Origin of the sequence: Phytopseudomonas punonensis (assembly GCF_900142655.1) — a bacterium.
GTDB classification, from domain to species: Bacteria; Pseudomonadota; Gammaproteobacteria; order Pseudomonadales; family Pseudomonadaceae; genus Aquipseudomonas; species Aquipseudomonas punonensis.
Window position 1 is genome coordinate 262856 of record NZ_FRBQ01000001.1, and the last position, 22610, is coordinate 285465.

A 22610-nucleotide genomic window follows, 5' to 3' on the forward strand; every position below is an offset into this window, starting at 1 on the left:
GATAATCACTTATGCGCATTCGGTGATAACCACAGGAAATGCCTGGAGCGGCAAAAGGCGTTCGGGTGTTATCGCCTGTCAGTTCGGAAACTCCACTATTGGCAGCAACCGAGAGCTGGATGCAGGCTTAGGCCGATAGCCAATAACTAGGAGGCGGGAAGCAGGATTTTGGACTTATCGTGGGAGTGCGCAGATCAGCGAAGATATGCCTCTACGCAAGGTGCGTAACGATAATTCTTTTAGAATTATTAAGTTAAATGCTCTGATCGCGTTCATCACAAAGTTCGATTGAGAAGAAGCTTGGAGAAATTGCAGCTTTTGTGGGCCATCTGAGCGACATAGCCGTTCAACCCCATCTGACGATCAAGGCGGTACATGGCTGCATAACGGATCAAGGGCAACCCTGGTTTGGTCGAGATGATGCTCAGCGTTCCCGCATCGACAAGATGTGCAAGACACTGCTTCGGTAGATAACTGATACCAAGCCCTGAAAGTGTTAGCCCTACCTGCACCAGCAGGTTATGACTGGTCAACGTGCGAGGCATCTGTACGTTATGGCTGGAGAGCCAGCGCTCGTAAACCAAGCCCGTACCCGAGCTGGAACCCTGAGTCAGGACTGTGTAGGAGCCAAGTTCCTCCAAGCCAATAGGCGAGCTTGCAGGAGCCATATGTGGCGCGCACATCCAGGCGTTCTCTACGGCTTTCAGTGGCGTAACTATGAACCGTGCATCGTCATAGACATCAGGCACGATGATGAGATCGAGTTGATCGTCACCCAGCTTTCGGAACAGATCACTGCTCAATTCAACCGAAGGCTCTATGTGCACCCGGGGATAGGTCTGGCGAATTCGCTCCACCAGGGCCGGCAACCAAGTCAGTGCCGTTAGTTCCGTCACCCCTAGGCGAAAGCGCTTGACCAAGACCTCGCTTGAGCTGACTCGCTCCACCAGCAGGTCCCTTTTCTCGAGGAGCTCCTTGGCATACTCCAGCAACTCACTGCCCTTTTCCGTCAGCCTGGCCTGGCGCTTGCTGCGGTCGAACAGCTGCACGCCGAATGAATCCTCAAGCTCTTGAATCCGCTTGGATATTGCAGATTGCGACATATACAGCTTGTTCGCCGCTGTTTCAAAACTACCGAGCTCGGCAATCCAGTAGAGCGCCTCAAGTTGCTTGAAGGTAATCATGCCGACTTTCTCATGAAAAAAATCGATCTTACCGCATCATAAAATATCGCTAAAACTATCTTTTTATCCCTCCTAACATCGAGACACGGCCATCAGCCCGATACCGATCAAGGAGAATAAAAATGTTACCCGGCTTGAGAATTCAACCCGCCCCAGCTCTTGCGCCTACCCATCTCGTGGAGGCATTTCGAGATGTGGTTACTCCTCATATCAGTGACAGCATTGGACGTCATATCGGCGCTCGCGGGCTAAAGCGCTACAACCAAACCGGCAAGCTGGTCGGCACCGCCCTGACAGTCAAGACGCGGCCAGGCGACAACCTGTTTATCTACAAAGCCATGACCATGATCCAGCCAGGCCACGTTCTGGTAATCGATGCCCAGGGCGATACCCTGAATGCGGTGATCGGCGAGCTGATCAAGCTGTATGCGCAAAAGCGAGGCTGCGTGGGCTTTGTGGTCAATGGTGCCATCCGCGATGTTGCCAGCTTCGACAGCACACCTTGTTATGCCCTGGATGTGATTCATTGCGGCCCCTACAAGAGCGGCCCAGGCGAGATCAACGTACCGGTGAGTATCGGCGGCATGCTGGTCAACCCGGGGGATATCGTTGTTGGCGATGAAGATGGTGTGGTGGCATTCGCCCAGGAACACGCCGAAGAACTCCTCGCGGCAGCGCGCACGCATGCCGCTCACGAGGAGCGGATCAAGGCAGAGATTGCGACAGGCAACCCGCAGCAATCCTGGCTAGATGCCGTGTTGGAAAAGCACGGACTTACGGTGTGAGGAATTGATCGATGACCACTCAATTGCTTTCCTCGCGCCTGCTCAGCATCCAGCCATCGCCCAGCATCGCAGCCAATGCGCTGGCCAACGAGTTACGCGCTCAAGGCCGCGACATCATCAACTTCACCATTGGTGAGCCTGACTTCGACACCCCGCCGCACATCATCCAGGCCGCCTCTGCTGCCATGCAACAGGGCGACACTCACTACACCGACACCCGTGGCAGCCTAGCCCTGCGCCAAGCCATCGTGAGCAAGCTATTGCGCGACAATGGGCTGGTTTATGACCTTGACGAAGTGATTGCCGGCAGCGGCGGCAAGCACATCATCTATCACGCGCTAGCAGCCACTCTGAACGCGGGTGACGAAGTGATCGTGCATGCCCCCTATTGGGTTTCCTATCCAGATATCGCCCGCCTCAATGCAGCCACTCCGGTGATTATTCCAGGCGATGAAAGCAGCGGTTTCAAACTGACTGCGCAGGCACTCGAGCAGGCCATCACGCCGCACAGCAAGTGGGTCATCCTCAACACACCGAACAATCCATCGGGAGCCGTATACAGCCGCGAAGAATTATTGGCCCTGGCCGAGGTGCTACGTCTACACCCTCAGGTGTTGATCATGTCTGACGAGATCTACGAGCATTTCGTGTACGACAACGCGTGCCACCTCTCCATCGTCAATGTTGCGCCGGATCTCAAGGCTCGTACCTTGATCGTCAACGGTGCCTCCAAAGGTTATGCGATGACCGGCTGGCGTCTAGGCTTTGCTGCCGGCCCCAGCGTATTGATCAAGGCAATTGGCAAGCTGATATCGCAGACCACCACCTGCCCTTCCTCGATCAGCCAGGCTGCTGCAGTGGCCGCATTCGCAGGTGACCAAACGCCCATTGCACAGATGCGCGAAATCTATGCCCAGCGCCGGCAACGAATGCTGGAGAACCTAGATGGAATCGCCGGGCTGCGCTGCGCGTCACCACAGGGCGCCTTCTACATCTTTGCCAATGTAGCAGGACTACTCGGCAAACAATCTCCACAAGGCCAGTACATGGCCAGCGATACAGACCTGGCGAACTACCTGCTGCAAGAAGCCAATGTGGCCACTGTGAGTGGCGAGGCATACGGCATGTCTCCTTACTTGCGCCTCTCTTTTTCCAGCCCTATGGACGTCATTGACGAAGGCTGCCGTCGAATATCCGCAGCCTGCCGAACACTGCGATAACAACAGCTGATAACAGCAAAAAAGCACAAGAATAAAAAAGGACACCCCTATGACTATCAGTCTGGATCTAATACAGACCATTGGACTCGCCGTACTTGTTCTCTACCTGGGCAAGTATATGAAAGAGCAAGTTCCATTCTTCAAAAGGTATTTCATACCTGCGCCGGTCATCGGCGGACTGATCTATTCGATGGCAATTCTTGCCGGAAGACAGACAGGGTTATTCAGCATCAGTCTCAACCATGGTCTGGATGACTTCTTGATGGTTCTTTTCTTCACCTGCACAGGCTTCATGGCCAGTATCCATGTGATCAAAAGAAGTGGGAAACAGGGTCTGACATTAGCGATTGCCGCCATAGCCGTATTGTTCTTGCAGAATCTGCTGGGCATGGGGGTGTCGAGCTTGATGGGTATTCACCCTCTGCTTGGCGTCAGCATGGGCTCGGTATCGATGTCAGGTGGAATAGGATCGGCAGCGGCATTTGGGCCTTCATTCGAGGCATTGGGTGCAAACTCAGCCACTGTCATAGGCATCGCCGCTGCGACCTTCGGCCTTGTCATGGGTAGCCTGATTGGCGGCCCGGTTGCCAAGCGCCTGATCGAGCGCATGCGACTGGAGCCTTCCTCCACCGGCACCTCGATCAGTTTCGCTGAGCAAGAGCCAACGCCGAACACTAGCTCTGCGCTAAGCAGCGTATCGACAATATTGATCACAATGGGCCTGGGCTCAGTTCTTGTTCTGCTGTTAAACAAAACCGGCATCACCTTTCCCTACTACGTCGGCGGTGTCTTTGCTGCAGCCCTAGTAAGGAATCTACTGGACATGACCGACCACAAGATCAACATGAAGCATATCGATCTGGTTGGAAATATTGCCTTGGCCTTATTTCTGACACTGACGGTGATGTCGCTGAAAATATGGGAGCTTTTCGCCCTGGCGCTGCCAATGCTGGCCGTGCTGGCTTGCCAAACCCTCCTGATGATTCTGTTCGCTTATTTCGTCACGTTCAAACTAATGGGCAAGGACTACGAAGCAGCGGTCATGGCGGCTGGTCATTGTGGTGTTGGTCTTGGACAAACACCGAATGCCATTGCCAATATGTCGACTGTCATTGACAGATACGGCCCCGCGCCCACGGCCTGGGTCATGCTACCCGTGATAACCGTCATCATCATCAACATATGCAACCCATTCGTTATCACCCTATTCATGAATCTATTCAAATAACGTCCACTGTCTTCAAACCCTATAAATAGCAAACTGAAACTCACATAAAAAAACGCCAAGGGATTGGCCCACAGCAGAACTGCCTAATACAGCACTAGAACAATTCAAACTAGAAAGAGGCATTCAAAGATGACAATTATGCGTCTCGCTTCACCTCTCAACTCGCTATTACAGAGGGGGCTCCGGATATGAAAGGTATCAAACTATCTTTCGGGCTCTCGACCAAGATATTCGTCGGCTTCGTTTCCGGCATGCTGTTTGGCCTAGTCGCTCCCGAGTGGGGCGTTGCCCTCAAGCCGTTAGGTGATGCCTTTATCCGCGCCATACAGATGTTGATCATCCCCATCGTTTTCTTCAGCGTGTCGGCAGGCATCGCCAACATGGGTGATGTAGCCCAACTCAAGCGTGTGGGTGGCAAAACGCTGGTGATATACACGGTGATGACCATGCTTGCGGGCTTGGTGGGGCTGGTTGTCGCCAATTTGCTACAACCCGGCGTTGGCTTCGCTGGAAACGGCAACTCAGTTACGCCTGTGGGCGACGTACCAACCATTGGCCAGTTCCTCCTTGGCATGATCCCCTCGAACATCTTCGATGCCATGGCCAAAGGCAGTGTTATCCAGATCATCCTGGTTGCGGTTCTGGTTGGCGTGGCACTGGTTTTTCTTGGGGATAAGGCCAGCGGCATCAAGACCCTATGCACCCAAGCCTCAACCTTGATCTTGAAAATTCTAGATATGGTCATGGCGCTATCGCCTTACGGCATATTTGCGCTGATGGCCTACTCCATGGGCAACTATGGCTTGGATATTTTCAGTCAAGTCGGCCAATTCATCCTTGCCGACTACGTCGGCTTGTTGGTCGTGCTGATACTAGCGTCAATGGTGGTAGTGGCCTACACCAAGATCAATCCGCTGTATTTATTCAAGAAAATTGCGAAGGTCTGGATGGTTACATTGTCCACCACCAGCAGCGCTGCCACATTGCCGATGAGCATGCATGTAACCAAAGAGGACTTTAAGGTTCCAGAGTGGATAACCTCATTCATGCTGCCCCTGGGAGCCACCATCAATCTGATGGGGGCTGCGGTTTACCTCTCCGTATTGGTGGTATTCGCGGCAGGCTTCTATAACGTCGAACTGAGCATCGCGCAGATGGTTAACGTGGTACTGGTCGGCACGTTATTGTCTATGGCGGCGCCCGGTATCCCAGGTGGCGGCATCGTAATGGGGACGTTGATGTTACAACTCATGGGGTTGCCATTCGAACTGGTTGGCGTCATTGCCGGTATATACCGAATCATCGATATGGGACATACGACCCTGAATGTCACCGGTGATGTTTTCGGCGCCTTGCTGGTCGCCAAAAGCGAAGGGCTGCTGCAGTACTCAGAAGATGGCACGCCACTCGCCACTGTTTCAACTGAGACAAATGCTGCCTAATATCTGATTAAACGTTAAAACTCATCACAGCCTTGTTGGGAGTACACTCCCAACAAGCCAAAAAAGGGGTGGTTTTATTTATTTGTATCTAACTCACGAGACAGCAAATGCGCCCCATACCTGATGTCACTGAATGAAACGTGGCGATACACCAAACCCGTGGCGAGCCCCGCCCCCCTCTCTGCTGGCAAGTGACGAACATGCAAAGAGAGTAGGCGTCAGAACGAACCGCGCCAAAACCGTATCTTTCTCTCCCGACTTAGTCTGTTATCACGCTTCCTGCGATGAGAAGACCGGCGTTGATCCGCCGGTACAAGACTCCAAAGCGGCCCTTCAACTCTCAGCACGCCCGAATGTAAGCCGTTAGTCGCGCACCTCAATCCGATAAAAATCCCGGGCATTGCGCCAGAAGAACCCATCGCGCTGCGCCTCGTCGTAGCCAGCGAGGATCGTCTGCAGCGTCGTGACCAGCTCGCCATAACCGATACGCAAACCCGCCACCGGGTAGTTGCTGGCGAACAGGCAGCGCTCGATGCCGAACAACGCCAGAGTTTCTTCGATCACCCCGCGGTTGCCTTCCAGCGTCCAGGGTTGGTCACGCAGGCCCAGTTCGGAGACTTTCACGCAGACGTTGGGCTGAGCGGCCAGCGCGGCCATGCCGGCGCGCCAGCCGTCGAGGCCAATCGGGCTGCGATCCCAGGGAAAGCCCATGTGGTTGAGTACGATGGGCACCTCGGGAAAGGCAGCGGCCACCTCGGCGGCTTCCTGCAAATGCCAGTACGGCACACGCAAGTCCCAGGACAACCCGTTCCTGGCCAGCAGTTCGAAGCCGCGCAACCAGGCCTCGTCCTGCATGCTGCCGCTCTGCCCACGCACGCTGGCGGCCAGCTCCGGCCGCGCGGCCGTCACCGGTTTGCTGCGGATGCCGCGCAGCAGTGGGAACTCCAGGTGCCGCCCCAAGACCTCCTCGCATTCCGGGCGGTGGAACCAGACGTGGGCAACCACCGCATTGGGGAAGCCGTAGCGTGCATGCTGCTGGTGCACCCAGCGGGTTTCCGCCACCTGATCAGCGCGGTCGTGCTCGGCCTCGCAGTGCACCGTGGCCAGCACCTGCTGGCCGGCGCTGTCGGCCAGGTAGTCCTCGGGCAGGTAGTTACGGCGCAGGGCGCTGTAGTCGCCGAGAAAGAACCCTGGGTCGACTTCATCCTGCAGCCAGGGGTAGCAATGGGTATCGAGGTTCCACAGGTGGTGATGGGCATCGATCAGCCGCTGCCCGCCTGCCGCATACGGCAGGCCGAGGCGCTGGTGCAGGCAGGCGGTCATCTCAGTGGCTCTCCCGTACACGGGCAAGCTCGGCCTGCCAGGCCTGGACGAACTCGGCGTCGATGCTGCCACTCACCTGTTCGGTGACCACCTTGGCCTGCTCGACGAAGCGCTGACGCTGCTCATCGCTCAGAGCATTGACCTGCATGCCGGCGTCCTTGAGTTCGGCCAGTTTGTCCTGGTTGGCCTTGCGGGCGATGGCGCGCTGTTCACCTCTGGCCTGCTCGGCGGCCTGGCGTACCTGAGCGCGCTGGGCATCGTCGAGGGAGTCCCAGGTCTTCTTGCTCATCAGCAGCACGTAGGCGGTGTAAATGTGCTCGCTCAGGGTCAGGTACTTCTGCACCTCGTTGAAACGCTGGGTGGCGATCAGCGAGATGGGGTTTTCCTGGCCGTCGATGGCGTGCATTTCCAGGGCGCCAAACACTTCGTTGATCGGCATGGGCTGGGCATTGGCGCCCAGGTGCTCGAAGAAGGTACGGAAGATCGGGCTCTGTACGGTGCGGATTTTCAGGCCCTTGAGGTCTTCCCACTTCTCGATGGGGCGCTTGCTGTTGGTAAGGTCACGGAAGCCGATTTCCCAGAAGCCCAGACCGACCAGGCCCTTTTCTTCCAGCTTGGCCAGTAGCTGTTGGCCCATCGGCCCATCGAGCATGGCGTCCACTTCAGCCGGCGAGTTGAACTGATACGGCAGGTCGAGCACGCCAAACTCCTTGACCAAGCCGACCAGCGTCGGTGCGCCGACCAGGGCGAACTCCACCGTGCCGGCCGGCAGCGCGCCAAGCATCTGCACGTCGTTGCCGATCATCGCCGAGGGGAACACCTTGACGTTGAGGGTACCGTCGCTCGAGGCCTTCAGGTGCTCGGCGAATAGCTTGGCGCCCTGCGGGCCGGGTGCGTCGATAGGGTCGCCGGCGCTGAGTTTGAAGCTGCGCTCTTCAGCTTGGGCGGCAAGACCCGGCAACAGGAGGGCCAGACCGAGAGCGGCCAGAGTGCGAGTGAATGGCTTGTTCATCTTATTGTTCTCCGTTCAGCGCACGATGACCTGGGATACATCCGGCTCGAGCAGGGTGTGGAAGTAGCGAAGAAAACTGTAGGTGTTGAGGTCGAGCATGCCGACGCGCTGATCCTTGAGGGTGACGAAGGCCAGGTCGCGAGTCGGATGCAGGCTCATGGCGATGGCGTGGGTGTCCAGCTCGATGCGGTGGATTTCCTCCAGCTCGGCGTTGAACACGGAAATCGAATGCTCGGCGTAGTTGGTCACGTACAGGCGATTCTGACTGTCGCGGTAGATGCGCGTCGGGTCGGCGCCGGTACGGCCGCGGCGAGTCACTTGCAGCGTCTCGACATCCACGGCGACGATGCTGTTGTCGCCACGGGTGGCGACATACAGGGTGCGCTCGTCGGCGCTGTAGCAGTTGCCCTCGGGCATGCTGCCTGGCTGAACCGGCACCGGAGCGATGGTTGGATCCTGCGGTTTCAGCCGGGTGATGGTGTTGCTCAACAGGTTGAGGGCGAAGGCGGTTTCGCCACTACGGGTCAGCGCCACCAGATGGCTCTTGTAGCCGCCAGACGGAATGGCGCGGTCCGGGGTGTCCTTGAGGTGCGGCTGATCGAAAATCAGCAGAGTCGAGTTGCCTTCGCTGAGCACGTAGAGGCGATCCTCGTCGTCCATAGCCAGGCCATGGGGACGACGGAACGGCCAGATGCTCAGGGTACGCACGTGCTCGCCCTTTTCCAGGTCGATGACAAACACCGAGCAACCGCCCTCGCCTTCATGGCTGGAGGTTTCGATGCCGTAGTGGCCGACGTAGGCGAAGCGGTTCTGCGAGTCCACCACGAATTCGTGGGGGAAGTCCGGCAGACGGATGTGCTTGATCGCGTCACCGCTCTCGACGTCGTAGAAGCTGAAGGTGTGGGCGCATTTCTGCACCAGCAGCAGAATTTCCTGACTCATGATCTCGATTCCTCGAGGCGGCGCACCGGGCGCCACCGGATTGATGGGTTCAGCGCAGGGCGTCGATGGCGTCCAGCAACTGGCTGCCATGCTGTTTGATGAAGGTGTCGCGCACGGGCTGGGAAACTGCCTGGCGGAAGGCTTCGCGGTCGACGTTGGGCTCGATCTGCATGCCCTTCTCGGCGAGCTCGGCCAGGTACTTGCTGTCGTTCTCGGCATTCATGCGGCGCTGCGCCTGGCCTGCGGCGCGGGCGGCATCGACCAGCACCTTCTGCTGTTCAGCCGGCAGGGCGTCGAACTTCTGCTTGTTCATCACCAGCACCAGCGCGGTGTAGGCGTGGTGGGTCTGCGACAGGTACTTCTGCACCTCGTAGAAACCCGACGACCAGGTGATGCTCAGCGGGTGTTCCTGGGCATCGACGGCCTTCATTTCCAGCGCGTTGTACAGCTCGGCCAGCGGCAGCGGCTGCGGGTTGGCGCCGAGCAGGCGGAACGCCTCGATCTGCGCCGGGTTGCTGGAGGTGCGGATCTTCAGGCCCCTTACGTCCTCGGGCACACGCACGGGTTTGCGCGAGTTGGTGATGTCACGAAAGCCCACTTCCCAATACGCCAGGCCCTTGAGGTTGTGCTCGGCCAGGCCGTCGAGCAGTTGCTGGCCGATCTCACCATCGAGCACCCGGTAGGCATGGGCGCTGTCGGCAAAGACGAACGGCAGGTCGAGCACCGACATGCGCGGCGTCAGGCCGCTGAAGTTGGGCGTGCCGGACATTTCCAGGTCGATAGTGCCGCCGCGTACACCGGCGATCATCGCCTGGTCGTTGCCCAGCATGCTGTTGCCGTAGGCGCGTACCACCAGCTCACCGTTGCTGCCGTCCTTGACCCGCTGGGCAAACTCCTTGGCGGCCAGGCTCTGGGTATCGCTGTCCGAACCGGCGAAACCGAAACGCAGGGTGGTGGCCGCCTGGGCCTGCAGAACGGAGCAGCCCAGCAGCAACAGGCAGCCGAGGGTACGCAGCGCTTTCTTATTGTTTTTCATCGTTACTTCCTTGCTGTGAGTGAACGGGAACATTCAGGGCAGGAACCAGCGCATGGGCGTCATCACCAACTGCGGGAAGATGATCAGCAGCGCCAGCACCGAAAGGTGCGCGAACAGGAACGGCAGCACGCCACGCATCACGCCATCGAGCGGCACCTTGCCGACGCCGCTCATCACGCTGAGCACGTTGCCGATTGGCGGAGTGATCAGGCCGATGGAGGTGTTGAGAATGAACAGGATGCCGAAGTACACCGGGTCGATACCGGCCATCTTGATCACTGGCATGAACACTGGCGTGAGGATCAGCACGATCGGCATCAGGTCCATGGTGGTGCCGACCATCAGCACGATCACCATGATCACCACGAGCAGCAGTTGCGGGCGGTCGATCAGCGGTTCGAGCAGGCCACTGACCATCATTGGCAGTTCGGCAATGGTCATCAGCCAGGACGACACCAGCGCTGCGGCCACCAGGAACATCACCACCGCGGTGGTACGCCCTGCGTCGAGGAACACCTTGAACAGGTCACGAACCTTCAGTTCGCGATACACGAACAGCGAAATGAACAGCGCATACACCGCCGCCACGGCAGCCGCCTCGGTCGGCGTGAAGATGCCCATTTTCAAGCCGCCGATGATCAGCACCGGCAGCAACAGTGCCCAGATGCCCTCGAGAAACGCCTTCCAGACTTCGCTCAGTGGCGCTTTTTCACCACAAGGCAGATCGCTCTTGCGTGACAGCCACCACCAGGTCGCCCACAAAGCCAGGCCCATCATCAGCCCCGGCACGATGCCGGCCATGAACAGCTTGGTGATCGATACACCACCAGCAACACCAAACACCACCAGAGGAATCGACGGCGGGATCACCGGCGCGATAATGCCGCCCGCAGCAATCAAACCAGCCGAACGGTTCGGGTCATAACCGGCCTTGCGCATCATCGGCATCAGCATCGCCGCCACGGCTGCGGTATCTGCCACGGCCGAGCCGGACAGCGACGCCATGACCATCGCCGCGATGATCGCCACGAAACCCAGGCCGCCACGCTTGTGGCCAACCAACGCCATGGGCAGCGCAACGATGCGCCGCGACAGGCCGCCGGCATTCATCAGCTCACCGGCCAACATGAAGAACGGGATGGCCAGCAGCGGGAAGCTGTCGGCGCCGCTGATCAGGTTCTGGGCGAGAATCTGCGCGTCAAAGGTGTCCAGCTGGATCATCAGCGCCACACCGGCTACCAGCAGGGCAAAGGCCACAGGAATACGCATGGCCATGGCGCCCAACAGGGAGCCGAGGAATACCATGATGGTCATTTCGACACCTCGGAAATCAGTGCATCTTCAGGGCTCTGCGGCATGACCTTGTCCGGATCGACATGGCAGAAGAGCAACAGGTACAGACGCTTGATCATGATTGCCGCCATCCCCAGGCTGCACACCACGCCAGCGGCGTACATCAGCCCCAGCGGCAGGTTGGCCACCGGTGACAGGTTGTCCATGTTGATCACGGTCTGTTTGTAGCTGCCGATCAGGAACAAGCTGACGCAGAACAGCATCATCAGCTCGGCCACTACCGCGCAGATACGCTGGCCGAAGGCAGGCAGGCGGCGATACAGCAGGTCGACACCCAGATGCGCGTTATCCCGCAGGGCGACCACCGCGCCGATAAAGGTCAGCCACACGAACAGGTAGCGCGCGCCTTCGTCCGACAGGGCGATACCGGAGTTGAAGCCGTAGCGCAGCACCACGTTGAAAAACACCAGAATCACCATGGTGCCCATGCAGAACACCACGATGCTTTCGAACAGGCGGGACATCAGCAGGGTCAGCAGGCGCATGGCAGACCCTCCTGATTCTGTACGCCGCGCACAGGGCGGCTCACCGACGGCAGCCGAGGCCGCCGATCGTTGCGGTATGCAATAGCCATGACTGGCTCCTTGTTATTGTTGTTCTGGATAACAGCGTTGTTGAATCAGCCCCGCTGACGACTGCCCATGCGGCAGGCGATTTCGAAGGCCTGGCGGGTCGCGCCGACATTGGCCTTTCCCTGCCCGGCGATATCGAACGCCGTGCCGTGAGCCGGCGTGGTGATGGGGATCGGCAAGCCGCCCTGCACGGTCACGCCGCGCGAGAAGCCCATCAGCTTGATCGCGATCTGCCCCTGGTCGTGGTACATGGTCACCACCGCATCGAAGGCCTGGCTGTCGCCCTGCACCTTGAGAAAGATGGTGTCGCCGGGATACGGCCCAACGGCATCGATGCCCTGCTCGCGCGCCAGCTCGACTGCCGGGCCGATGATGTCCTGCTCTTCACGGCCGAAGCTGCCGTTGTCGCCGTTGTGCGGGTTGAGGCCGCAAACGCCGATGCGTGGTTTTTCCAGGCCATTGCGCTTGAGCGCGGTGTCGATCAGGCGGATCGCTTCCACCACACGCGTCTGGCTCAACATGCCCGGCACTTCGGCGAGTGCGACGTGGGAGGTAACGCGCGAGGTCCACAGGTTATCGAGCACGTTGAATTCGCAGAACGGGCCGTCGAAACCCAGGTACTCGGCGAACCAATGCAGCTCATCGCTATGGCCCATACCGGCCATGTGCAGCGAGGTCTTGTTTAGCGGGCCGAACAAGATGGCATCGGTAGCGCCAGCGGCGGTCAGGCGTAGCGCCTGCTCCAGCGTGTCGAGGCTATAGCGCCCGCCGATCACACTGGCTTCGCTGCGCGGAAATTCGCCCTCGGCGCGACCGCGAAACGGCAGCAGCAGCGGCGTGTCGTCCGTGAACGATAGCGTATCGGTCGACTCGATGAGGCGGTACGGAAACGACACACCGGCGATGTCCATGCCTCGGCGCACTTCCGCCTCGTCGGCGATCAGCACAACCTGGGCCTTGCGGCGTACCTCCGGCTCGGCGAGCAGGCGGGCGATCAGCTCCGGGCCAATGCCAGCGGGATCGCCCAACACCATGGCCAGGCGGGGAAGAGTCGAGTTGCTCATGTGGTTGTCCTCAGGTCGGATAGTTCCGGAATACGAATGACGTCGGCCACGGTGCGATAGAGGCGCCGTGCGTTGTCGTGGAAAAGCTGTTGCTGCTGATGGCGTGGCAGATCCGCGACAATGCGTTTGAAGCCGCCATAGATGTCGTCGAACGAACCACAGAGGCTGTCGACCGGGAAGTTGCTGGCGAACATCACCCGCTCGGCGCCAAAGATGGCGATGGTTTCGCGCACGATCCAGGCGTTGTCTTCGACGCACCAGCGCCGGCCCGGCAGGCCGATGCCGGATACCTTGACGGCCACGTTCTCGCATTCGGCCAGTTTCGCCATCGCCGCGTGCCAACCGGACAGGCCCTGTTCGCTGCGATCCGAAGGCAGGCCGGCGTGGTTGAGAATCAGCTGGGTGCCGGGAAAGTCGCGGGCCAGCTCGATGGCTTCGGGCAGGTTCCACCAGGGCGTCTGCAGGTCGAAGTGAAGACCATGGCGTGACAATTCGGTGTAGCCACGACGCCACCCCTCATCACTCATCAGCGTGCGCTGGGTGCCGACTTCGGCCGGCGAGGCAGGGCCACCAGGCTTGTGGCGCACGCTGCGCACGCGCTGGAACGCCGCCTGGGCGGCCAGCACTTGGGCAGCATCCGGCGCATCCAGCCAGGCCTGGGCGACCACCGCATTGGGTGCGCCATAGCGCAGGGCGACTTCGTGGATGAAAGCGGTTTCGCCAATCGGGTCGCGCGGGTCCCACTCGGTTTCCACATACACGGTGGCTACCACCTGGTGCTCGCCGGCATCGGCCATGTAGTCGTCCGGGTAGTACGGGCGCTTGATGGCGCTGTAGTCGCCGTAGCGAAACGGGATGTTCTCCGCCCCCGACAACCAGGGGTGATGGTTGCGCAGCGGGTCCCAGAAATGGTGGTGGGCGTCGATGATCGGCCCGTCGTAGAGATCAGCCATGGGCCACCTCGGTCTTGTCCAGGGAGATCAGCAGCGTGCCGGCGATGAACACACCCGAGCACAGCGCGAAGAAACCTAGCACCGCGCCGTAACCACCGGCGTGTTGCAACAGCAGGCCGACCAGGATCGGCACGGCGATACCGCCTAGGCTGCCGGCCATGTTCATCACGCCGCCGATCAGACCGACCCGCGCTGGCGATGCCAGCAGTGCCGGGAAGCTCCAGTACAGGCTGCCCCACATCAGAAAGAACGCGGTCAGCGAAAGCAGGCCCACCGCCATGTAGGGGTCGCTCAAACCGGGCAGCAACAGGAAGGCGATCAGCGCCACCAATCCGGAAAAACTCAACAGGCCCTTGGCTGCCAAGCCGCGGCGCATGCCTTTGCGGATCAACAGATCGCACAGGAAGCCGCCCGTCAGCGAACCTGCAGCACCGCACAGAAAGATCACGAAGGTGGCGGCGCCAATGCCCTTGATATCGAAACCGCGGGCCTGAGCCAGGTAGCTTGGCCCCCAGGTGAGCAGGCCGAAGAACACCATCGCCCAGCTGGCACGACCGAGCAAAATACCGATCAGCGAGTGGCGTGCGATGCCCAGGCCACGCACGGTCTGCCTGGCAGCTTCGGCCATACTCACCAAGCGACCTTCGTTGATTGTGTCGAGCTCGGCGTCGTTGACATCCGGGTGTTCGGCGGGGTTATCGCGCAGGTAGCGCCAGGCCAGCCAGGCCATGGCGAGCGTGGCGATACCGGCGATGAAGAAAGCGGTGCGCCAGGAGCCCAACACGGCGATCAGGTAGGCGATGATCAGCCCGCCGAGGGCTACGCCCAGTGGCCCGCCACAATCCATCAATACCGCACCGCGGCTGCGCTCGCCGCTGCCCAGCCACAATGAGTTGAGCTTGCCGCCAGCGGGAAACAGCGGTGCTTCGGCAGCGCCCAGCGCCACGCGAGCGAACATCAGCGACAGGCCGCCGGTGGCGAACGCGGCGAGGGTCTGGAAGGCGCCCCACAGGCCGGTCGACCAGCCGATCACACGGCGCGGGCCGTAGCGGTCGATCAGCCAGCCGCCGGGAATCTGCAACAGCGCATAAGCCCAGAAGAAGCTGCTAAGGATCAGCCCCTGCATGGCCGGGCTCAGGCTGAACTCCCCGGCGATCACCGGCATGGCGATGGACAGGGAAACACGGTCGATCAGGTTGATCACCGTGAGGGCAAAAATGATGGCGAAGATGCGCCAGCGTACCCGGGACGGTTTACCGACTCGAACAGCGGCCGAAGGGGTGCGTACCGGCAGGGCGACAGGTTGGGCCTGAGCCATGGGGAGTACCTCTGTATTGTTGTTTTTTTAGTAGCGGGCGACGAACGGTCATCCGGGCTGAGCGAACTATCTGCCTGCTCAACGATAACCGTCTAATCAAAGCTTCTCATACGGACATAGCCTGGAGTTATCGCTAAGCCCATGTCGGCGGCATAACCTGAGGCTATCGGAGTATCAGTTCTTTTGAGTAGACGCTTATCGACCGGCTTCGCAGACTCAGGGCAACCCACAAGAACGACAACAATGAGGTAGCCCCATGTTCAGTCCCCGCACCCGTCATGTTTCCACAGTGCTCACTGCCCTGCTCTGCGTCGCGCCCTTAGCTGCATTGGCCGACTGGAAACCCGAAAAAAATGTGGAGATCGTCGTGGCTGGCGGCCCCGGTGGTGGCACCGACCAACTCGGCCGGATAATCCAGTCGGCGATCACCCAGCACAAGCTGCTCGACGTCAACACCGTGGTACTCAACAAGGGCGGCGGCAACGGCGCCGAAGCCTTCCTGGAGATGAAACTGGCCGAAGGTGATGCCAACAAGCTGGTGATCGGCACCAACAACGTCTATCTGCTGCCGCTGGTAGCCAAACTGGGCTACCAGTGGACGGACCTGACTCCCGTCGCAGCAGTTGCCGAAGACGACTTCATTCTCTGGACCTATCAAGGCTCACCATGGAAAGACGCCGCAGCCTTCAAGGCAGATCTGACCAAGAATGCCGCGAAGATGCGCATCGGCGGCAGCCAGTCCAAGGACGTCGACCAGACGCTCTCTCTGCTGCTAGGCCAGCAGGCCAACACCAAGATCACTTACATCCCCTTCAAGAGCGGTAGCGAAGCCTCCACTCAGTTGGCCGGAAAACACATCGCCGCTAACTTCAACAACCCGGCTGAGAGCCTCAGCCAGTGGCGCGGTGGCCAGGTCGTACCCCTGTGCGTATTCAGTCAGGAGCGCATGGGTTACACCCAGAAAGTCACCGACACCCAGTCCTGGGCGGACGTACCGACCTGCAAGGAACAGGGTCTGGGCATCGACCAGTACCGCTTCCCACGCACCGTATTCATGCCTGGCGGCGTCACTGACGAGCAGCGTGCGTTCTATGTCGAACTGATGCGCAAGGTCAGCCAGACCCCGGAATTCAAAACCTACATCGAGCGCTCTGCCCTGGCACCGACCTTCCTGTCCGACGATGAGCTGGTGAGCTATATCGAGAAGGATCGTGAGCGCGTTACCCCTGTGTTCAAGCAAGCCGGCTGGCTGCGTGAGTAAATCGCGCGCCCCTCTAGTCCGGTGCGCAACGGCGCCGCCGGGCAGCCCTGCACACAGGAGGAACCCCCCATGTCCAACACCACGGATACGCCGCTGGTTGCCACCCGCCCGGTGGAAATCGGCCTGGCGCTGTTCACCGCCGGCCTCGGCAGTATCGTCATGGTCGGCGCCGTCGACATCGGCATTGGCTGGGGCGATAGCGGCCCGGAAGCCGGCTACTTCCCCTTCTATATCGGCTTGCTGATGAGCGCGGCCAGCGTCGGAAACCTGATCCTGGCACTTTTGCGCACGCCGGCGATGAGCGCCGCGTTCGTCGGCCGCCAGGCGTTTCGCCAGGTGCTGGCGGTGTTCGTGCCGATCGTCCTGTACGTGATCGCCATGCCCTTTGCCGGCATCTACCTGGCCTCGGCGGTGTTCATCGCCTGGTTCATGTGGCGTGATCGCCAGCGCAGCAAGCCCTACGGTATTGCTCTGATCGCGACCATCTCCTGCGGCGCGGCGCTGGCCAGCTACCTGATCTTCGCGCTGTGGTTCAAGGTGCCGCTGGACAGCGGCGTGCTCGGCGACCTGGTGGCCGTTGCCGGAGGGGCGCTGAAATGAGCGAAATCGACTCACTGATGCAGGGCATGGCCCTAATCCTCACGCCATATCACATCGGTTTGATGGTCATCGGCGTGCTGCTTGGCATTCTCGTCGGTGTGCTGCCCGGCCTCGGCGCTCCCAATGGCGTGGCGCTGCTGCTACCGCTGACCTTCACCATGGAGCCGGTGTCGGCGATCATCCTGCTCTCGTGCATGTACTGGGGCGCGCTGTTCGGCGGCTCGATCACCTCGATCCTGTTCAATATCCCCGGCGAGCCATCGTCAGTGGCAACCACTTTCGATGGCTACCCAATGGCCCGTAATGGCCAAGCCGGCGAAGCGCTGACCGCCGCCTTCACCTCGGCGCTGCTCGGTGCGCTGGTCGGCGTGCTGCTGCTGACCTTCCTGTCGACGCGTATCGCCGAGTTCGCCATGGCGTTCAGCTCGCCCGAGTTCTTTGCCGTGTACCTGTTGGCGTTCTGCACCTTCATCGGCATGAGCAAGAACCCGCCGCTGAAAACCGTGGTGGCGATGATGATCGGTTTCGCCATGGCCGCTGTCGGCATGGACACCGTATCCGGGGAGCTGCGCCTGACCTACGACCAACCCTGGCTGCTCTCCGGCCTGAGCTTCGAGGTGGCGGTGATCGGGCTGTTCGGGATCGGCGAGATTCTCTGCACGGTCGAGGAAGGCCTGGTGTTTCGCGGCGAACGCGCACGCATCACGCCGATGACCATCCTGCGCACCTGGGCCAAGCTGCCACGCTACTGGCTGACCTGGCTGCGTAGCGCTCTGGTTGGCTGCTGGATGGGCGTGACACCTGGCGGGCCGACTGCTGCTTCGTTCATGAGCTACAGCCTGGCACGACGTTTCTCGAAAAACCGCGACAACTTTGGCAAGGGCGAACTGGAAGGCGTGATCGCTCCGGAAACCGCCGACCACAGCGCTGGCACCAGCGCCCTGCTGCCGATGCTGACCCTTGGCATCCCAGGCTCGGCCACCGCTGCGGTGATGCTCGGTGGTTTGATGATCTGGGGCCTGCACCCGGGGCCAACGCTATTCGTCGAGCAACACGACTTCGTGTGGGGCCTGATCGCCAGCATGTACCTGGGCAATGTTGTAAGCCTGATCGTGGTGCTGGCCACCGTGCCGCTGTTCGCCTCGATCCTGCGTATTCCGTTCTCGATCATCGCGCCGATCATCATCATGATCTGCTCGATCGGCGCCTACTCGGTGCACAACTCGATGTTCGACGTAGGTCTGATGCTGATCTTCGGCGCCCTGGGTTATCTGTTCAAAAAACTCGGCTACCCAATCGCACCGCTGATTCTGGCGGCAGTGCTGGGCGACAAGGCCGAGGACGCGTTCCGCCAGTCGATGCTGTTCTCCGATGGCCAACTGTCGATCTTCTGGTCCAACCCGCTGGTCGGCAGCCTGACCAGCGCCGCGCTGCTGATGCTGTTCTGGCCATTGCTGGCCCGCGGCCTCAAGGCGCTGTTCGGTGCCCGACAGGAGCAGCCTCGCCATGTCTCGTAATCGCCAGCAGGCCGGCTCTTTCCTGGCCACCGCAACCGGGCGCTCGCTGATGACTGGCGAGCGCCGCGATTTCTTGTCACCCTTGGCCAACTCCCCTGCCACGAGCCGCGCCATGTCCCGCATTCCAGACGCCAGCATCATCCACAGCCGCCTGCGCCTGCGGCAGTTGCGTCTGATGCTGGCCCTGCAGGAATTTGGCTCGCTACGCCGGGCTGCCGAAGAAATCGGCATGACCCAGCCAGCAGCGACAAAGATGCTCCATGAGGCGGAAAGCCTGCTTGGCGTCGAACTGTTCGAGCGTTTGCCACGGGGCATGCGCGCCACGGCGTTCGGCGAAACGGCGATCTACTACGCGAAGATGATCTTCGCCGAGCTGTCGGGCATGCGCGAGGAATTCGCCGCGCTGGAGTCCGGTAACCTCGGCCGGGTCACCATCGGTGCCATTCCGGCCCTGGCTTCGGGGCTGCTGACGCGCACCATTGCCACGCTGAAGAAGAGCCACCCGCGGCTGTCGATGAGCATCCAGGTCGATACCAGCGACGTGCTGGTGCAGGCCCTGCAGCAAGACCAACTGGACGTGGTGCTGGGGCGGATTCCCGATGGTGCGCGCACCGATGACCTGCTGTTCGACAGCCTTGGCGAGGAAACCCTGTGCGTAGTCTCGGGCGCGCAACATCCAATGGCCGGCGCCAGCAAGCTGACCTGGCACGAACTGCAGGACATGACCTGGGTGCTGCAGCAGCACCCCAGCCCGATGCGCACCATCATCAACCAGGCATTCCACAATGCACGGGTCGACATCCCTAGCAGCATCGTTGAAACCACCTCGATCATGACCTTGTTGTCACTGCTGCAGCAGACCGACATGATCGGCGTGACCCCGGTCTCGGTGGTCAACGACTACCCAGGCAAGCACCTGCTCAAGGTACTGCCGATCACCTTCGAACCGCGTTTGCCGCCCTACGGCTTGATTACCCGCCGCCACCGCATTCAGTCCTCGGCCATGCAGGCATTCATCAATGCCGTGAAGGGCGAACACAGCAACCTGTGATCGCTCGGTGTGCGGGCCTCGTGACTCACGGTGTTCACCAGAATGGAGAAGCGCGGCTTGCCCACAACCGCACTTTTCGCAACGAAACGGTAACTTTTACAAGATTTTGCCGACAGAGCGACGATCCGGCACACTAACGGCCCCGAGCCCCGGCTCGCCGTCGCAGCCAGATCTCGTATGACCCGCTCCCCGCTTCGCCGTCTTGCCTTCGGTACCCTGCGCCGCCTGTTGTACCTGTGGGTGCGCTCGGAGACCATCAACCAGTCGGCCTTCACGCTCAAGCTCGACCGCAGCAAGCCGGTCTTCTACGTGCTGCAGCAGCCGTCGGTGAGCGACCTGGCGGTGCTAGATCACGAATGCACCAAGGCCAACCTGCCGCGCCCGGTGCTGCCCGTGGCGGTGGGCGATCTGATCGAACCGGCGGCGTTTTTCTATCTCACGCCGGAGCCCGACTGGCTCGGCCGCCAGGACAAGCGCGGTATTTCGCCAACTCTGCAGCGCATGGTCAGCGCGCTGAGCGAGCAAGCGGTCGAGCAGGCGCAGATCATTCCAGTCAGCGTGTTCTGGGGGCAATCGCCAAACCGGGAAACCAGCGCCTGGAAATTGCTGTTCGCCGACAGCTGGGCAGTGACCGGCCGCCTGCGCCGCCTGGTGAGCATCCTGATTCTGGGCCGCACCACCCGCGTGCAGTTCTCCACGCCGATCCAGCTGCGCGAGTTGATCGAGCAGAACAAGGGCCAGGAACGCACCCTGCGCATGGTGCATCGCATCCTGCGTGTGCACTTTCGCAACCAGAAGGCCGCGGTCATCGGCCCGGACGTGTCGCACCGCCGCAACCTGGTCAAGGGCCTGGTGCACGGCCCGCAGGTTCGTCAGGCGATTGCCGATGAGGTCGAGCGCGAGAAAATCTCCGTTGAGAAAGCTGAGGCGCTGGCCCTGCGTTACGGCAACGAGATTGCCTCGGACTACACCTACACGGCGATCCGTTTTCTCGAGCTGATCCTGTCGTGGTTCTGGAACAAGATCTACGACGGCATCAAGGTCAACCATATCGAAGGCGTGCAGGACATCGCCCAGGGTCACGAGGTGATCTACGTGCCCTGCCACCGCAGCCACATCGATTACCTGCTGCTGTCCTACCTGCTGTTCCGCAATGGCCTGACTCCGCCGCACATCGCTGCCGGCATCAATCTCAACATGCCGATCATCGGCGGCCTGCTGCGCCGTGGCGGTGCCTTCTTCATGCGCCGCACCTTCAAGGGCAACCCGTTGTACACCGCAGTGTTCAACGAATACCTGCACACCCTGATCAGCAAGGGTTACCCGGTCGAGTACTTCGTCGAGGGCGGCCGCTCGCGTACCGGGCGCATGTTGCGGCCGAAAACCGGCATGCTCGCCATCACCCTGCGCAGCTACCTGCAGAGCCATCGCCTGCCGGTGGTGTTCGTGCCGGTATACATCGGCTACGAGCGCGTGCTGGAAGGCCGCACTTACCTGGGCGAGCTGCGCGGAGCGACCAAGAAGAAGGAATCGATCTTCGATATCTTCAAGGTCATCGGTGCGCTCAAGCAGCGCTTCGGCCATGTGTGGGTCAATTTCGGTGAGCCGATCAAGCTCGACGCCTTTCTCGATGCCCAGCAGCCCGACTGGCGTGAGCAGGATCTGGGGCCGGACTATCGCCCGGCCTGGCTGAACGACACCACCAACCGCCTCGGCGAGCGGGTGGCTCAGCGCCTCAACGAGGCGGCGGCGATCAACCCGGTCAACCTGGTCGCATTGGCGCTGTTGTCGACCAGCAAGCTGGCGCTGGACGAACGCGCATTGGTGCGCATCCTCGATCTGTATCAGAGCCTGCTGCGCCAGGTGCCTTATTCACCTCACACCACCGTGCCGGAAGGCGATGGCCTGGCGTTGATCGAGCATGCGCGCGGCATGGAACTGCTCTCCGAACAAAAGGACGCGCTGGGCCGCATCCTTTATCTGGATGAGCAGAACGCGGTACTGATGACCTATTACCGCAACAACGTGCTGCACATCTTCGCCCTCCCCGGCCTGATCGCCAGTTTCTTCCAGAGCAGCGGGCGGATGAGCCGCGAGCAGATCCTGCGCTTCGTGCGTGCGCTGTATCCGTACCTGCAGGCCGAGCTGTACATCCGCTGGTCGGCTGAAGAACTCGAAGCAGTCGTCGATCAATGGCTGGCGGCCTTCGTCGATCAGGGCCTGCTGAAGCAGGAGAACGATGTATATGTGCGCCCGGCACCCAGCTCGCGCAGCTTCGTGCTGCTGACCCTGCTGTCGCGCGCTATCGCCCAGACTTTGCAGCGTTTCTACATGGCCAGCGCTCTGCTGCTCAACGCAGGGCAGAACACCATCAGCGCCGAGGAGCTGGAAGACCTCTGCACGGTCATGGCCCAGCGCCTGTCGATCCTGCACGGGCTCAACGCGCCGGAGTTCTTCGACAAGAGCCTTTTCCGCCACTTCATCCAGACATTGCTCGACCAGGGTGTACTGCGCGCGGACGAAGCCGGCAAGCTCAGCCATCCCCCAGCGTTCGCCGAACTGGCCGAAGGTGCGGCCAAGCGCGTGCTGCCCGCCGAGATTCGCCTGTCCATTCGCCAGGTGACCATGGATCGTAGCGAGGAGCTGCTGGACGGGCTCTGACTCCATGCGCCTGGCCACTGAGTCAACGAGTGCGCCGGGCGTTATTGAGCTTTGCCGCTGCAGCCCCTAAGATGCGTCGTTGGGGCCA

Annotated in this window: 19 protein-coding genes; 9 read left to right on the top strand and 10 right to left on the bottom strand. The window is 60.4% G+C overall.

Going from position 1 to position 22610, the window contains the following annotated elements:
- Window positions 1-275: 275 nt before the first annotated feature.
- Window positions 276-1184 (bottom strand): LysR family transcriptional regulator, encoded by a 909-nt coding sequence (locus BUC40_RS01200; RefSeq protein ID WP_073261816.1) that lies wholly within the window; start codon window positions 1182-1184, stop codon window positions 276-278.
- A gap of 122 nt (window positions 1185-1306) precedes the next feature.
- Here BUC40_RS01200 and BUC40_RS01205 point away from each other — a divergent pair, with 122 nt between their 5' ends.
- The 4 genes from BUC40_RS01205 (at window position 1307) to BUC40_RS01220 (ending at window position 5859) form a co-directional block, all read left to right on the top strand.
- Window positions 1307-1969, top strand: coding sequence for an RraA family protein (locus BUC40_RS01205; protein WP_073261817.1), 663 nt, complete (start codon window positions 1307-1309; stop codon window positions 1967-1969).
- An 11-nt stretch (window positions 1970-1980) separates the two neighbouring features.
- Window positions 1981-3189, top strand: a complete 1209-nt coding sequence (locus BUC40_RS01210) for a pyridoxal phosphate-dependent aminotransferase (RefSeq protein WP_073261819.1) — start codon at window positions 1981-1983, stop codon at window positions 3187-3189.
- Between the two features lie 49 nt (window positions 3190-3238).
- On the top strand, window positions 3239-4417 hold the full coding sequence (gene gltS / locus BUC40_RS01215) for a sodium/glutamate symporter (RefSeq protein ID WP_073261820.1): 1179 nt from the start codon (window positions 3239-3241) through the stop codon (window positions 4415-4417).
- A gap of 188 nt (window positions 4418-4605) precedes the next feature.
- Window positions 4606-5859: a dicarboxylate/amino acid:cation symporter gene (locus BUC40_RS01220; RefSeq protein WP_073261821.1), complete on the top strand. Its 1254-nt coding sequence runs from the start codon at window positions 4606-4608 to the stop codon at window positions 5857-5859.
- A gap of 363 nt (window positions 5860-6222) precedes the next feature.
- On the opposite strand, the gene BUC40_RS01225 is transcribed toward BUC40_RS01220, so the two are convergent.
- The 9 genes from BUC40_RS01225 to BUC40_RS01265 form a co-directional block, all read right to left on the bottom strand.
- Complete coding sequence (locus tag BUC40_RS01225; protein ID WP_073261822.1) at window positions 6223-7182, bottom strand: amidohydrolase family protein; 960 nt, start codon at window positions 7180-7182, stop codon at window positions 6223-6225.
- Window position 7183: 1 nt separating this feature from the next.
- Window positions 7184-8194 carry a TRAP transporter substrate-binding protein gene (locus BUC40_RS01230; protein WP_073261823.1) on the bottom strand — a complete coding sequence of 337 codons (1011 nt, stop codon included), beginning with the start codon at window positions 8192-8194 and terminating at the stop codon, window positions 7184-7186.
- A 15-nt stretch (window positions 8195-8209) separates the two neighbouring features.
- Entirely contained in the window at window positions 8210-9136 is a 927-nt protein-coding gene (locus BUC40_RS01235) for a YncE family protein (RefSeq protein WP_073261825.1), read from the bottom strand.
- 49 nt (window positions 9137-9185) lie between these two features.
- Window positions 9186-10172: a TRAP transporter substrate-binding protein gene (locus BUC40_RS01240; RefSeq protein WP_073261827.1), complete on the bottom strand. Its 987-nt coding sequence runs from the start codon at window positions 10170-10172 to the stop codon at window positions 9186-9188.
- 33 nt (window positions 10173-10205) lie between these two features.
- Window positions 10206-11486 (bottom strand): TRAP transporter large permease subunit, encoded by a 1281-nt coding sequence (locus BUC40_RS01245; protein WP_073261829.1) that lies wholly within the window; start codon window positions 11484-11486, stop codon window positions 10206-10208.
- On the bottom strand, window positions 11483-12010 hold the full coding sequence (locus BUC40_RS01250; RefSeq protein ID WP_073261831.1) for a TRAP transporter small permease: 528 nt from the start codon (window positions 12008-12010) through the stop codon (window positions 11483-11485). The genes BUC40_RS01245 and BUC40_RS01250 overlap by 4 nt, the downstream gene beginning before the upstream one ends.
- A gap of 134 nt (window positions 12011-12144) precedes the next feature.
- A complete protein-coding gene (locus BUC40_RS01255) occupies window positions 12145-13161 on the bottom strand; it encodes a 4-hydroxythreonine-4-phosphate dehydrogenase PdxA (protein WP_073261832.1) in 1017 nt (338 codons plus the stop codon).
- Window positions 13158-14114, bottom strand: coding sequence for an amidohydrolase family protein (locus tag BUC40_RS01260; RefSeq protein WP_073261834.1), 957 nt, complete (start codon window positions 14112-14114; stop codon window positions 13158-13160). The genes BUC40_RS01255 and BUC40_RS01260 overlap by 4 nt, the downstream gene beginning before the upstream one ends.
- Entirely contained in the window at window positions 14107-15432 is a 1326-nt protein-coding gene (locus BUC40_RS01265) for an MFS transporter (protein ID WP_139272094.1), read from the bottom strand. Before BUC40_RS01265 ends, BUC40_RS01260 begins: the two co-directional genes overlap by 8 nt.
- A gap of 256 nt (window positions 15433-15688) precedes the next feature.
- On the opposite strand from BUC40_RS01265, the gene BUC40_RS01270 reads away from it, so the two are divergent.
- From BUC40_RS01270 to plsB, 5 genes are all read left to right on the top strand, one after another.
- Window positions 15689-16693, top strand: a complete 1005-nt coding sequence (locus BUC40_RS01270) for a Bug family tripartite tricarboxylate transporter substrate binding protein (RefSeq protein WP_073261836.1) — start codon at window positions 15689-15691, stop codon at window positions 16691-16693.
- 69 nt (window positions 16694-16762) lie between these two features.
- Window positions 16763-17293 (top strand): tripartite tricarboxylate transporter TctB family protein, encoded by a 531-nt coding sequence (locus BUC40_RS01275; protein ID WP_073261838.1) that lies wholly within the window; start codon window positions 16763-16765, stop codon window positions 17291-17293.
- Window positions 17290-18810, top strand: a complete 1521-nt coding sequence (locus BUC40_RS01280; protein ID WP_073261840.1) for a tripartite tricarboxylate transporter permease — start codon at window positions 17290-17292, stop codon at window positions 18808-18810. The genes BUC40_RS01275 and BUC40_RS01280 overlap by 4 nt, the downstream gene beginning before the upstream one ends.
- A gap of 112 nt (window positions 18811-18922) precedes the next feature.
- The gene (locus BUC40_RS01285) at window positions 18923-19861 is read left to right on the top strand and encodes a LysR family transcriptional regulator (RefSeq protein ID WP_073263822.1); all 939 of its coding nucleotides are present in this window, start codon (window positions 18923-18925) and stop codon (window positions 19859-19861) included.
- Window positions 19862-20038: 177 nt separating this feature from the next.
- Window positions 20039-22522, top strand: coding sequence for a glycerol-3-phosphate 1-O-acyltransferase PlsB (gene plsB, locus BUC40_RS01290; RefSeq protein ID WP_073261842.1), 2484 nt, complete (start codon window positions 20039-20041; stop codon window positions 22520-22522).
- The last annotated feature ends 88 nt before the right edge of the window (window positions 22523-22610 follow it).

Excerpts from the sequence above, each read along its gene's own strand:
- plsB (WP_073261842.1), top strand. The coding sequence starts at position 20,039 with ATGACCCGCTCCCCGCTTCGCCGTCTTGCCTTCGGTACCCTGCGCCGC.
- BUC40_RS01210 (WP_073261819.1), top strand. The coding sequence starts at position 1,981 with ATGACCACTCAATTGCTTTCCTCGCGCCTGCTCAGCATCCAGCCATCG.
- BUC40_RS01260 (WP_073261834.1), bottom strand. The coding sequence starts at position 14,114 with ATGGCTGATCTCTACGACGGGCCGATCATCGACGCCCACCACCATTTC.
- BUC40_RS01245 (WP_073261829.1), bottom strand. The coding sequence starts at position 11,486 with ATGACCATCATGGTATTCCTCGGCTCCCTGTTGGGCGCCATGGCCATG.
- BUC40_RS01225 (WP_073261822.1), bottom strand. The coding sequence starts at position 7,182 with ATGACCGCCTGCCTGCACCAGCGCCTCGGCCTGCCGTATGCGGCAGGC.
- BUC40_RS01250 (WP_073261831.1), bottom strand. The coding sequence starts at position 12,010 with ATGCGCCTGCTGACCCTGCTGATGTCCCGCCTGTTCGAAAGCATCGTG.
- BUC40_RS01200 (WP_073261816.1), bottom strand. The coding sequence starts at position 1,184 with ATGATTACCTTCAAGCAACTTGAGGCGCTCTACTGGATTGCCGAGCTC.
- BUC40_RS01265 (WP_139272094.1), bottom strand. The coding sequence starts at position 15,432 with ATGGCTCAGGCCCAACCTGTCGCCCTGCCGGTACGCACCCCTTCGGCC.
- BUC40_RS01270 (WP_073261836.1), top strand. The coding sequence starts at position 15,689 with ATGTTCAGTCCCCGCACCCGTCATGTTTCCACAGTGCTCACTGCCCTG.
- BUC40_RS01255 (WP_073261832.1), bottom strand. The coding sequence starts at position 13,161 with ATGAGCAACTCGACTCTTCCCCGCCTGGCCATGGTGTTGGGCGATCCC.
- BUC40_RS01235 (WP_073261825.1), bottom strand. The coding sequence starts at position 9,136 with ATGAGTCAGGAAATTCTGCTGCTGGTGCAGAAATGCGCCCACACCTTC.
- BUC40_RS01230 (WP_073261823.1), bottom strand. The coding sequence starts at position 8,194 with ATGAACAAGCCATTCACTCGCACTCTGGCCGCTCTCGGTCTGGCCCTC.
- BUC40_RS01275 (WP_073261838.1), top strand. The coding sequence starts at position 16,763 with ATGTCCAACACCACGGATACGCCGCTGGTTGCCACCCGCCCGGTGGAA.
- BUC40_RS01280 (WP_073261840.1), top strand. The coding sequence starts at position 17,290 with ATGAGCGAAATCGACTCACTGATGCAGGGCATGGCCCTAATCCTCACG.
- BUC40_RS01240 (WP_073261827.1), bottom strand. The coding sequence starts at position 10,172 with ATGAAAAACAATAAGAAAGCGCTGCGTACCCTCGGCTGCCTGTTGCTG.
- BUC40_RS01285 (WP_073263822.1), top strand. The coding sequence starts at position 18,923 with ATGTCCCGCATTCCAGACGCCAGCATCATCCACAGCCGCCTGCGCCTG.
- BUC40_RS01220 (WP_073261821.1), top strand. The coding sequence starts at position 4,606 with ATGAAAGGTATCAAACTATCTTTCGGGCTCTCGACCAAGATATTCGTC.
- BUC40_RS01205 (WP_073261817.1), top strand. The coding sequence starts at position 1,307 with ATGTTACCCGGCTTGAGAATTCAACCCGCCCCAGCTCTTGCGCCTACC.
- gltS (WP_073261820.1), top strand. The coding sequence starts at position 3,239 with ATGACTATCAGTCTGGATCTAATACAGACCATTGGACTCGCCGTACTT.